Raw genomic sequence first — 11,828 nt, forward strand, 5'->3', positions numbered from 1 at the left:
ACGGAGCTTTGGCCTTACGTTCGACTGCTGTTCGACTTCATGCCGCCGATACGGCACCGGGTGACTCGGCCTCCGCGCCGGACATCTCGAGTGCCTCGCGGATGCCTGCCGCGACCGCCGGATGGACCGGAAGGGCCAGATGCCCGATGCCGCTCACGCGGACGTTCCGCACCATCAGATCGGGATGCTCCAGCCGCGCGGTCTCCAGCGGCACCATGATCTGGTCCAGATCGCTCCAGAAGCTGACGAACCGGGTGCGGCAGCCCGGTGCGGGCAGTCCCAGCTCCTCGATCACGGCGGAGCCCGGACGCATCTGGCGCACGATGGGGTGTGCGCTGGCGAGCGGGGCGACTCTGGTGCCCGTGTGGGGTGTGCCGAGCGTGACGAGCGTCCGCACGCGCCCGTCACCCCCGAGTCGCTGGACGTAGTACCGCGCGATCAGTCCGCCGAGGCTGTGTCCGACGATGTCGACGCGCGGCCGGCCGGTGCGGGCGCATATCTCCTCGACATGACGGCCCAGCAACTCTGCCGCGGCCCGGATGTCGCAGGTCAGCGGTGAGTAGTTGAGGGACTCCACAGGGCGGCCGTCCTGGCGGGCCAGGGACCGGCGCAACAGGACGAACACGGACCGGTTGTCCACGAAGCCGTGGAGCAGCACGGCCGGCGGATGCCGCGGTGACCGCGCCGGGAGGTAAGGCGGTGCCGCGGAGCCGTGCGTCTCCGCAAGGTCGGGCGTGTCCGGGAGGCCGTGGGCGGCGCCGGGGGAGTCAGGGGAGTCGGAGGAGCCGGAGGAGTCGGAGGAGCCGGGGGGTGCGGCACCGGCGGGGGTGGGCCGGGAGGCCCGACGCTCCGGAATCAGGCCCGACGGGTAAACGATCATGTGGGCGGCGAGAATGGCCAGTTCCAGCATCGTGGCGCGCAGCAGGGCGACCGGCAATCTCATCCGCAGTGGCGGCAGCAACCCCATGGCCGACCTCCCGACTGGCGCACGGGGGCGCGGCTCCGGCCCCCGTTGCCCTCATGGGGCTGCCCACGGTCACGACCGACGGGCCGCGCGGCGTGCGGCACGGTGATCACGGCGACCGCACAGCGGCTCCCTCGCGGCGTCCCGACCGCTGCCCGGGGCACTTCGGCGGGTACGGCGCGTAGCGAATATGTCCCACATGTGATTTCCCCCTCGCTCTCCACCGCGAAACGGCGGCTTGCGGGATGCTGTAGATCTGTGGATAACGTTCGTTCACCTCCCGGGTCCGTGTCGGCCCGGGACGCGGCACGGGATCCGTGCCACGGCGGCGCACCGCGCGTCGATCGGCACGCCTGGGCGCCAATGAGGGCACAGTGCCAATGGCGGCACCGTCGGTATGTGGAGGCAGTGATGGGTGTGACCGGTCCGATCCGCGTGGTGGTGGCCAAGCCGGGTCTCGACGGCCACGATCGCGGCGCGAAGGTGATCGCACGAGCCCTGCGGGACGCCGGTATGGAGGTCATCTACACCGGACTGCACCAGACCCCCGAGCAGATCGTCGACACCGCGATCCAGGAGGACGCCGACGCGATCGGCCTGTCCATCCTCTCCGGCGCGCACAACACCCTCTTCGCGAAGGTGATCGAGCTGCTGAAGGAGCGCGACGCGGAGGACATCAAGGTCTTCGGCGGCGGGATCATCCCCGAGGCGGACATTCCGCCGCTGAAGGAGCAGGGCGTCGCGGAGATCTTCACCCCGGGTGCGACGACGGCGTCGATCGTCGACTGGGTCAACGCGAACGTCCGCCAGCCGGCGTAGGGTCCGGCCGGTGCATGGCGGCCGGTGCATGGCGGCCGGTGCATGGCGGCCGGTGCATGGCGGCCGGTGCATGGCGGCCGGTGCATGGCGGCCGGTGCATGGCGGCCGGTGCATGGCGGCCGGTGCATGGCGGCCGGTGCAGGGCGGTCGGCGCAGGTCCGGGCAGGGTTCGGCGCCGGTGCTGCGGTCGCCCGGTGCCACGGTCGCCCGGCGGGTACGCGGTGGACGCTTGGCGCCTCGGTGCGGGCGGGTCCGATCATGCGGCACGGGAACACCCCGGCCGGGAGGGCGGCGCCGGGTGTCGTGCGGAGCGCCCGCTCCCCCTGGCGCACGGGCGCCCGCTCCACTCGGGGCGGGAACGCCCGCGTCCCGGCCGGGCAGGCCGAGGGCCGTGGCCCCCGGCGTCCGGCGCCGCGTGCGGCGCGCCCGCGGTTACGCCGACAGCTCGGCGTGCATCGCGGCGCGCAGCCGGAGCGTCGCGACCAGTCGCCGGAAGGCCTCGGACCAGTAGCCGCCCGCTCCCGGTGACGCCCCTTCGGGCTCGTCGGGGGTGGCGGTGAGGGGCTCGAGACGGCTCGCCTCAGCGGGGTCGAGGCAGCGCTCCGCGAGACCCATCACCCCGCTGAAGCTCCACGGATAGCTCCCCGCGTCCCGGGCGATGTCGAGCGCGTCGACCACCGCACGGCCGAGCGGCTCCGCCCATGGCACCGGGCAGACGCCGAGCAGCTGGAACGCCTCGGACAGGCCGTGCGCGGAGATGAACCCGGCGACCCATGCGGCCCGTTCCTCCGCCGGGAGCGTCGCGAGCAGCTGCGCCCGCTCGGCGAGCGAGGACGTACCGGGGCCCGTCGCGGGCGGCTGGGAGGGTATCCCCAGCAGCGCGCGGGCCCAGTCCGCGTCGTGCTGGCGCACCGCCGCGCGGCACCAGGCCGCGTGCAGCTCGTCGCCCCAGTCGTCGGCGACCGGCAGGGCGACGATCTCCTGCGGCGTCCGGCCGCCCAGTCGCTCCGGCCAGGTGGCGAGCGGGGCCGCCTCCACCAGCTGGCCGAGCCACCAGGCCCGTTCGCCGCGCCCGGAGGGGGCTGCCGGGACGACCCCGTCCCGCTCCATCCCGCCGTCGCACTCGTGCGGCGCCTCGACGTCGATCGTCGGGACGGCCGCCGTGCGGTCCAGGCCCACGCACACCGCCGCGCGGGCCGCCATCCGCCCGGCGAGCGCGGACCCCGGCAGCGCGGACAGCAGTTCGGCCGCTGTCGCCCTGACGTTGCGGCTGCGGTCGGACAGGGCGTGATCGAGGAACGGCTCGTCCGCGTCGGACAGCCCCGTGCGCAGGGAGTCCAGGAACATCAGCCGGTCCTCCGCACGTTCGGTCTGCCATGTCTCCGACAGCAGGGCCACCGCCGCTGCCGGGTCGTGCGCGCGTATCGACGCCAGCAGCGCGACCCGCTCCGCGAACAGGCCCTCCTCCCACAGCCGGCGAACCGCGTCCCCGTCCCCGGGCGCCGGCAGGGCCGTACCCCCCGCGGCGCCGCGGAGGGCGAACCGCCACTCGGCGTTGAGACCGGCCAGCCAGATCCCGCGCGGCCCGGCGAAGCGCAGCGCCAGGGGCCGCAGATCGGTGCGGGCGCGGGCGGCGTCCAGCAGCGCGGGCAGCTCCGAGGCCGGTGCGCGGTAGCCGTGCGCCGCCGCGGCGGCGAGCCACTGCGGCAGGAGCTCGGTGAGGTCTGGCGTGGTTCCCCGCCGCCCTCCGGAGCCCGCGGGCGCGGCCCGGTCGGCGAGCAGTGCGGCCAGCCGCCGCCGGGCGGGCTCGGGCAGCTCCCTCCGGTCGTCCCGCGGCGCGGGCTCCGGCCGGGGCCGGGCCGCCGCCGGCCGCAGCCCGGCTCGTCGCCGCACCGTGTGCACCGCCGCTGCGTCGAGCAGCGCCAGCGGTGCCTCGCGTCCCGGTGCCGGCGCACCGTCCGGCGGGGTGCGCCGGTCGGTGCCGAGCAGCGCCGAGGTGACGAGCTCGTCCCAGGACGTCGTACGGGTGGTGCGGGACATCGGGTCCTCCGGGTGCGTCCAGCCTGATCCTGTGGGGAGACCCCGGTCCCCGGGGGCCGGGAGTGTCGCGACCCGAGCCGGGCGGCGCCGAGCGCCGCCGCATCGCGTGGTGCCGTTCACGGCCGTGCGGCCGATGTGAGGGCGACCGTCTCGGGGCTGTCGCCGGACCAGGCCGCCAGCGGCGCGAAGCCGCGGTGGCCGCACTCGCCGAAGACCGTGACCGGGCCGCCGCCGGAGACGGCGACGAGTCTCCACAGACCGGGCCGGGACACCCCGGTGGGCGCGACGGGCAGCGCCGACGTCCCCCCGGCGTCGGCCAGTTGCCAGCCCTCGTCCGAGGGCACCGGCACCACGTCCTCGAGCGTGACCGGCCATGCGTCGAGCCACGGGTCGTCGCGCAGCGCCCTCCCGTACGCCGCGAGCGCCTCCTCCACGGAACCGCCCGGCGGCGGTGTTTTGATGGGCACCGGAGTGCCGAACCGCTCGCGCAGTTCCGCCCGCAGCTGCCCCGCGCCCCCGTAGGGCACGATCTCGGCGTCGACCGTCAGCCCGGCGGGCAGGGCGAGCCGCGGCGCCCGCCCGGCCGCGCCGTAGGACAGCAGCAGAGCCGTACGGCCCGTCTCCCGGCCGTGCAACCAGATCCGGCGGGTGGTCAGCCCGGCGTCCGCGGAGTCGTACTGCGCGAGGACCAGCCAGTCGTCCCGGATCGCGGGGCCCTGGGCCGGGGCCCGCAGGCCCACCCTGGTGCGCACGGTGGCGGCGAGTGACTCCGGCAGCCGGTCGATCTCCAGCCAGGCGCGGTCGAGCAGGTGCACCAGCGCGCACTCCTCCAGCAGCCGGGCCGGCCAGCCCCGGCCGGAACCGGGTACGGCACCCAACTCACGCACCCGCCCGGCCAGTCCGGGGGCCTGCGCGTCGACCATGCGCGCGGCCGTCTCCTCCCACAGCCCGTATCCGGGCTGCTCCGCGGAAGCCAGCCCGCCGCGCAGCAGATCCGCGAGCCGCCGTTCGAGCTCCCGCGCTCCGGCGGTGATCCGCGCCGCCCGGCGCTCCGCCCGCCGCCGGGCCGCCGCCGGATCCATCCACCGGTGGCATCCCGAGGAGACGAGTCGTATGAGGGTAGCGGTAGTGCAGACCCAATGGGTCGACGATCACGAGGAAGGCCTGCGCAACGCGTACCAGGCGATCGAGGACGTCTGCGGCGGCGGTGACATCGATCTGGTGTGCTTTCCCGAGTTCCTGCTCGGCCCGCCGTGGTACATGCCGGGGCAGGACGGTCTCAAGGGGCGGACCGACACGCCGATCCCCGGACCGGTCGTGGACGGCTTCCAGTCCCTGGCCCGCGAGCTCCGCACGCCGGTGCGGAGGCGGTCGCGGAGAGCAGGGCGGCGGCGAGGACCTCGCCGTCACCGGACTCGGTGACGCCGTTCTCGGGCGGCCCGCCGTGCGCCGCCGGCTCCCGCCGCCGGGCGGGCGCGCGCCGCCCGGCCAGCCACTCCTCGGCCCAGCCGGGCGCCTCGGCGTCCGGCACCGCCCCCTCGCCACCGGCCCAGAGCAGCAGCAGCCCCAGCGCGTGCTTGCACGGGACCCTGCGGCTCGGGCAACTGCACCGGTACGCCGGGCCGGACGGGTCGACGACCGTCCGGTACGGCCCGCCGCCGCTGCCCCTGCACAGGCCCCAGACGGCCCCGGCGCCGCTGCCGCCCGTCTCCGACCACGGGCCGGGCGTGCCCAGTCCGCTTCCCGCCGTGCGCGACGCCGCGTCGGGAGCCAGGGCAAGCACCTGCTCCGCCGTCCAGCGCACCCCCTGCTGATTCATGGCGACGACGCTACGGGCAGGTACTGACAATCCCTTCCGGCCTGCGGGGACGGGCCGTTGTCAGTGCCGTGGTGCACGGTGGGGAACGCATTCGGCCGACGATCTGGAGGGGGATCCATGACCGTGCCCGAAACCGGGGCCGACACCGGCACCGAAGCCCTGCGCCCGCACGCGGAGGACGCGTTCGCCCGCGAACTCCAGGCACTGGACCGGGCCGACGACCGGCCGCGCCCGGCCCGCTGGCGGCTCTCGCCGTGGGCCGTGGCCACCTATCTGCTCGGCGGCGCACTGCCCGACGGCACGGTGATCACCCCGAAGTACGTGGGCCCGCGCCGGCTCGTCGAGGTCGCCGTCTCGACGCTCGCCACCGACCGCGCGCTGCTGCTCCTCGGTGTGCCCGGCACGGCCAAGACCTGGGTCTCGGAGCATCTGGCCGCGGCGGTCAGCGGCGACTCCACCCTGCTGGTGCAGGGCACCGCGGGCACACCGGAGGAGGCGATCCGGTACGGGTGGAACTACGCGCGGCTGCTCGCCCACGGCCCCAGCCGCGACGCCCTGGTGCCCAGCCCGGTGATGCGGGCGATGTCCGGCGGCACGACCGCACGGATCGAGGAGCTCACCCGCATCCCGGCCGACGTGCAGGACTCGCTCATCACGATCCTGTCGGAGAAGACGCTCCCGATCCCGGAGCTGGGGCAGGAGGTCCAGGCGGTCCGCGGGTTCAACCTCATCGCCACCGCCAACGACCGCGACCGCGGCGTCAACGACCTGTCGAGCGCGCTGCGCCGCCGCTTCAACACCGTGGTACTGCCGCTGCCCGCGTCCGCCGAAGCGGAGGTCGACATCGTGTCCCGGCGCGTGGGCCAGCTGGGGCGCTCGCTGGACCTGCCGGCGGCGCCCGAGGGCATCGACGAGATCCGCCGGGTCGTCACGGTCTTCCGCGAACTGCGGGACGGCGTCACCTCGGACGGGCGGACCAGGATCAAGTCGCCGTCGGGGACGCTCTCCACCGCGGAGGCGATCTCCGTCGTCACCAACGGGCTCGCGCTCGCCGCGCACTTCGGCGACGGAGTGCTGCGGTCCGGCGACGTGGCGGCGGGCATCCACGGTGCCGTCGTGCGGGACCCGGCCGCGGACCGGGTGGTCTGGCAGGAGTACCTGGAGACGGTGGTCCGCGAGCGGGACGGCTGGAAGGACTTCTACCGGGCCTGCCGGGAGGTGAGCGCATGACGGCGCCGGCGGCGTCCCCGCCCCGGGTGCCCGGGGGCGCGGGGCACCCGGACCGGGCGTGGCCCTGCGACGGGCCCCTGGTGCTCGGGGTGCGGCACCACGGGCCGGGCTCGGCCAGGGCCGTGCTGGCCGCGCTGGACGCGGCGGAGCCGGGGGCCGTGCTGATCGAAGGCCCCCCGGAGGCGAACGCGCTGCTGCCGCTCGCCGCCGACGCGGCCATGGTGCCGCCCGTCGCCCTGCTGGCCCATGCCGTGGACGACCCGGGGCGGGCCGCCTTCTGGCCGTTCGCCCGGTTCTCCCCGGAGTGGGTGGCGATGCGCTGGGCGCTGGCCCGCGACGCGGCGGTGCGGTTCATCGACCTGCCCGCCGCGCACTCCCTGGCCGCCGACCCCTCGTGGGGCGACGAGGAGGACGCCGTCCCCGGTGGCGAGCCGGTGCCGCGTGCCGACCCGATCGGCGCGCTCGCCGAAGCCGCCGGGTACGACGACCCGGAGCGCTGGTGGGAGGACGTCGTCGAGCACCGCGCCGGTGCGGACGCGACACGGCGTGCGGATCCGGAGGCGGCGGGGCGTACCGGTCGGGAGGCGGCGGGGCGTGCGGGTCCGGAGGCGGCGGACCGCGCGCTCGCGCCGTTCGCCGCCGTCGGCGAGGCGATGGCGGCCCTCCGCGAGCGGTACGGCCACCGAGGGCGTCGCCGCGACCTCGTCCGTGAGGCCCATATGCGGATCCAGCTGCGGGCGGCACGCAGGGAGTTCGGGGACGAGGTCGCGGTCGTCTGCGGCGCCTGGCACGGGCCGGCGCTGACGGCCCGGTCGACCGCCGCGGCGGATCGCGCCCTGCTGAAGGGCCTCCCGAGGGTCAGGACCGAGGTGACCTGGGTGCCCTGGACCCACCGCAGGCTCGCCCGCCGCGGGGCTCCTCCCGGGCGAGGCCCGGCGGAAGGCGGGGGAGGATACGGGGCGGGCATCGAGGCACCGGGCTGGTACGCCCATCTGTTCGACGCGCCCGACCGGCCCGTGGAGCGCTGGATGACCAGGGCGGCCGGGCTGCTCAGGGACGAGGACCGGATGGTGTCCTCCGCCCATGTCATCGAGGCCGTCCGGCTGGCCCATACCCTCGCGGCCCTGCGCGACCGCCCGCTCCCCGGGCTCGGGGAGACGACCGACGCGATCCGGGCCGTGCTGTGCGACGGCTCCGAGGTGCCCCTCGCGCTGGTGCGGGACAGGCTGACCGTCGGGGACGTTCTCGGGAAGGTCCCGGACACCGCCCCCGCGGTGCCGCTGCAGCGCGATCTGGCCCGCCTCCAGCGCAGCCTGCGGCTCGGACCGGAGCCGTCCGAGCGGGAGTTGGAGCTCGACCTCCGCAAGGACAACGACGCCGCCCGCAGCCGGCTGCTGCACCGGCTCCGGCTCCTCGGCGTCGGCTGGGGGCGCCCGGCGGTGGGCCGCGGCTCGACCGGCACGTTCCGCGAGACCTGGCGGCTGCGCTGGGAGCCCGAGCTGTACGTCAGGGTCGCCGAGGCGGGCGTCTGGGGAACGACCGTGCTCTCCGCCGCCACCGCCAAGGCCGAGTCGGAGGCGCTGTCGGCCCCGGCCCTGGCCGATGTCACCTCCCTGGCCGAGCGGTGCCTGCTCGCCGAACTCCCCGGGGCCCTGCCGGTGGTGATGCGGGCGATCGCCGACCGGGCCGCGCTGGACGCGGACGTGGGCCGTCTCGCCGAGGCCCTGCCCGCGCTCGCCCGCTCGCTGCGCTACGGGGACGTGCGGGCGACGGACACCGCCACCCTCGGCGAGGTGGCCGCAGGACTCGCCGAGCGCATATGCGTCGGGCTGCCGCCCGCCTGCGCCGGGCTCGACGCCGACGCCGCGGCCCGGATGCGCGCCCGGCTCGACGGAGTCCACTCGGCGATCGGACTGCTCCCGCAGGCCGCGGAGTTGGGCGGACGCTGGGCGGACGTGCTGCGCGGAATCGTCCGGCGGGACAGCGTGCCCGGGCTGATACGGGGCCGTTCGGCCAGGCTGCTGCTGGACGGCGGACGTCTCGCCGGGGAGGAGGCGGCACGCCTGATGGGCCTCGCCCTCTCTCCCGGCACCCCGCCCGCGGACGCGGCGGCGTGGATCGAGGGCTTCCTCGGCGGCGCGTCGGGAGGCGGGATGCTCCTCGTCCACGACGAGCGCCTTCGCAGCCTCGTCGACGGCTGGCTGGCCTCGGTGCCGGCCGGCGCGTTCACGGACGTCCTCCCGCTGCTCCGCCGCACGTTCTCGGCGTACGAGGCCGGTGTGCGCCGCACCCTCGGCGAGCTCGCACGGAGGGGAAGCGCGGCCGCAGGGCCGGTGGGCGAGGGAGCCGGGGCACCCGGGTTCGGGTCCGGACTCGACGAGCGGCGGGCCGACGCGGTACTGCCCGTACTGCGGCTGATTCTGGAGGGGGAGCGGGTGTGACCGGGTCGGAGGCGACGGGCGGCTCGGCGGAAGCGGGGACGGCGCCCGACGAGCGGCTGAGGCGCTGGCGGCTGGTGCTCGGCGGCGGGCCGGGGGAGGGCACGGGCCGCGTCCTGACGGGCCCGGACGAGGCCATGGACGGGGCGCTGGCCTCACTCTACGGAAGCGGCGACGGCAAGGACGGGCGCGGCGGCGGGCGTTCGGCCGGGCTGGAGGGCTCCGCGCCCTCCGTCGCACGGTGGCTGGGCGACATCCGCACGTACTTCCCGAGTTCCGTCGTCCAGGTCATGCAGCGGGACGCCATCGACCGGCTCGGGCTGTCCGCGCTGCTGGGGGAACCCGAGATGCTGGAGGCCGTCGAGGCGGACGTCCAGCTCGTCGGCACGCTGCTGTCGCTCGGCGAGGCGATGCCGGAGACCACCAGGGAGACCGCCCGTGCGGTCGTCCGGAAAGTCGTCGAAGAGCTGGAGAAGCGGCTGGCGACCCGCACCCGCGCCACGCTCACGGGCGCGCTCGACCGCGGCGCGCGTGTCAGCCGGCCCCGGCACCGGGACATCGACTGGGACCGCACGATCCGGGCGAACCTGGGGAACTACCTGCCCGAGTACGCCACGGTGGTGCCCGAGCGGCTCATCGGCCACGGCCGCGCCTCCCGGTCCCTGCGGAAGGACGTCGTGCTGTGCGTCGACCAGTCCGGGTCGATGGCGGCATCCGTCGTCCACGCCTCGGTGTTCGGCGCGGTGCTCGCCTCGATGCGGGCGATCACGACCCGGCTCGTCGTCTTCGACACCGCGGTCGTCGATCTGACGGATCGCCTGGACGACCCCGTGGACGTCCTCTTCGGCGCCCGGCTCGGCGGCGGCACGGACATCGACCGTGCGCTCGCCTACTGCCAGTCCCAGATCACCCGGCCGGCCGACACCGTCGTCGTGCTGATCAGCGATCTCCACGAGGGCGGTGTGCGCGGCGGGATGCTGAAGCGGGTCGCGTCGATGAAGGCGTCGGGGGTGCAGTTCGTCGCCCTGCTGGCCCTCTCGGACGAGGGAGCGCCCGCGTACGACCGTGATCACGCGGCGGCGCTGGCGGCCCTGGGCGCGCCCGCGTTCGCGTGCACCCCCGACCTCTTCCCCGACGTCATGGCGGCCGCGATCGAGAAGCGGCCGCTTCCGGTTCCGGCGGTCATATGAGAGGCGGACACGAGGTCAGCACGCATACCGGACAGAGCGACTCATCAGTAACAAGGGACTTGCACAACCCCGGGAGACTCATGCGAGCATCGTCACCGTTGCCCCCGGAGGGCCATGTTCCGCAACTGGGAGGGCTCGCCCCATTTCGACTGTGACCGCTGCTCGGATCCCTGCCGCCGGACGCCCTGCGCGCCGTGCGGCCGGCCGGCATGCGGTGCGCGCCCTCAAGGCGTTGCTGTTCCTCGGTGGACTGGTGCTGCTGGGCTTCGCCCTCGGCGGCCAGGCGCACGCGGTGGAGCGGCCCGGGGAACCCTCGGCGGTGTCGCAGGCCGGCTCCGCCGGTCCGGTCCGCCAACTCCGTGGCGACGCGGCGCCGGTCGCCGCGGAAGCGGTCGACCGTACGGCGCGCCCGGCCGCCGACCGCGTGGTGCGGGAGGTGCGGCCGGTCGCCGAGCCTGTAGTGCCGGACGTGGCCGAGGACGTGGACGAGGTTCGGCCGGTCGCCGGGCTCGTGGAGCAGGACGTGGACGCGGTGCGCCGGGTCGCCGGGCCCGTGGTGCGGGAGGTGCGGCCGGTCGCCGGGCTCGTGGCGGAGCAGGCGGCCCGTCCGGTCTTCGGCGCCGCCTCCGTCACCGGCACGGTGACGCGGACGGTTACGCAGACAGTGACGCAGCCGGCCGGGAGGACGGTTGGAGAGGCGGCCGCCGAGGCGACGGAGTCCCTCGGCGGAGTCGCCGGCACGCTTTCCGCCGGGGTATCCGCGGGGCCGTGGCAGGCACCCGGCCAGGGCCGGCCGGGCGAGGACCTGCTCCCCGTCCCGGTACCGGTGCTGTCCGGAGGCGACGTCTGGGACGTGGCCCAGGGCCGCGTCCCGCCGGGGCTCCGGCCCGGAGATCCCCCCGCGGCGGAGGCCGTGCACGAGGAGGCGGCCGGCACCGACGAGGGCCGCTCGGGCCCGGTGAAGGTCGGGCAGTTCCGGCCCGCCCACGACACCCCGCCGCCTGCCGGGGCCGCCCACCACGGCCGCTCGCAGGTCCTGCGCGGGGGCGTCGGCGACCAGCCTCACCCGGGCCACCCCGGCCGCTCCCCGGCGGCGCCGTACGGCGCCGCCGTGCTGCAGACCGCCGGTGACAGCCACACCCCCCGCCCCGGCGACCAGCCCGCCGCGTGGTTCCAGGGCGCCCCGGTGCGCGCGCTTCCGCCCGGCTCGGGGCTGCCCGAGGCGGACTCCGGCGTATGCGACCGCCTGCGGGAGATTCCCGAGTTCCCCGGATAGGGCAGGCCTTCACCCCTGCCCGAGACCTGCCGCGCGGGGGCGGAACAGGTCT

The 11,828-nt window shown here is 75.9% G+C and carries 7 protein-coding genes and 2 pseudogenes; 5 read left to right on the forward strand and 4 right to left on the reverse strand.

The features are described 5' to 3' along the window. Nucleotides 1-37: 37 nt before the first annotated feature. A complete protein-coding gene (locus tag DDW44_RS18450; RefSeq protein WP_108907102.1) occupies nt 38-967 on the reverse strand; it encodes an esterase/lipase family protein in 930 nt (309 codons plus the stop codon). A gap of 408 nt (nt 968-1,375) precedes the next feature. On the opposite strand from DDW44_RS18450, the gene icmB reads away from it, so the two are divergent. Beyond that, a complete protein-coding gene (icmB, locus tag DDW44_RS18455) occupies nt 1,376-1,783 on the forward strand; it encodes a coenzyme B12-dependent isobutyryl CoA mutase small subunit (protein WP_017946519.1) in 408 nt (135 codons plus the stop codon). Nucleotides 1,784-2,215: 432 nt separating this feature from the next. Here the strand turns inward: icmB and DDW44_RS18460 are convergent, their stop codons facing one another. The 3 genes and pseudogenes from DDW44_RS18460 to DDW44_RS18475 all read right to left on the reverse strand — a co-directional run. After that, nucleotides 2,216-3,823 carry a DUF5691 domain-containing protein gene (locus DDW44_RS18460; protein WP_108907103.1) on the reverse strand — a complete coding sequence of 536 codons (1,608 nt, stop codon included), beginning with the start codon at nt 3,821-3,823 and terminating at the stop codon, nt 2,216-2,218. A 116-nt stretch (nt 3,824-3,939) separates the two neighbouring features. Continuing rightward, nucleotides 3,940-4,902 (reverse strand): annotated as a pseudogene (locus tag DDW44_RS18465) (SWIM zinc finger family protein); the annotation flags it as partial. A 362-nt stretch (nt 4,903-5,264) separates the two neighbouring features. Beyond that, nucleotides 5,265-5,642: pseudogene (locus DDW44_RS18475) on the reverse strand (SWIM zinc finger family protein); the annotation flags it as partial. Between the two features lie 117 nt (nt 5,643-5,759). On the opposite strand from DDW44_RS18475, the gene DDW44_RS18480 reads away from it, so the two are divergent. The 4 genes from DDW44_RS18480 (at nt 5,760) to DDW44_RS18495 (ending at nt 11,776) form a co-directional block, all read left to right on the forward strand. Beyond that, on the forward strand, nt 5,760-6,872 hold the full coding sequence (locus DDW44_RS18480; RefSeq protein ID WP_108907104.1) for an AAA family ATPase: 1,113 nt from the start codon (nt 5,760-5,762) through the stop codon (nt 6,870-6,872). Beyond that, a complete protein-coding gene (locus tag DDW44_RS18485) occupies nt 6,869-9,313 on the forward strand; it encodes a DUF5682 family protein (protein WP_108907105.1) in 2,445 nt (814 codons plus the stop codon). Before DDW44_RS18480 ends, DDW44_RS18485 begins: the two co-directional genes overlap by 4 nt. Further along, nucleotides 9,310-10,500, forward strand: a complete 1,191-nt coding sequence (locus tag DDW44_RS18490; protein WP_108907106.1) for a VWA domain-containing protein — start codon at nt 9,310-9,312, stop codon at nt 10,498-10,500. Before DDW44_RS18485 ends, DDW44_RS18490 begins: the two co-directional genes overlap by 4 nt. A gap of 151 nt (nt 10,501-10,651) precedes the next feature. Then, nucleotides 10,652-11,776 (forward strand): hypothetical protein, encoded by a 1,125-nt coding sequence (locus DDW44_RS18495; protein ID WP_167455511.1) that lies wholly within the window; start codon nt 10,652-10,654, stop codon nt 11,774-11,776. The last annotated feature ends 52 nt before the right edge of the window (nt 11,777-11,828 follow it).

It is taken from the genome of Streptomyces tirandamycinicus, assembly GCF_003097515.1.
In the GTDB taxonomy this organism is placed as follows: Bacteria; Actinomycetota; Actinomycetes; order Streptomycetales; family Streptomycetaceae; genus Streptomyces; species Streptomyces tirandamycinicus.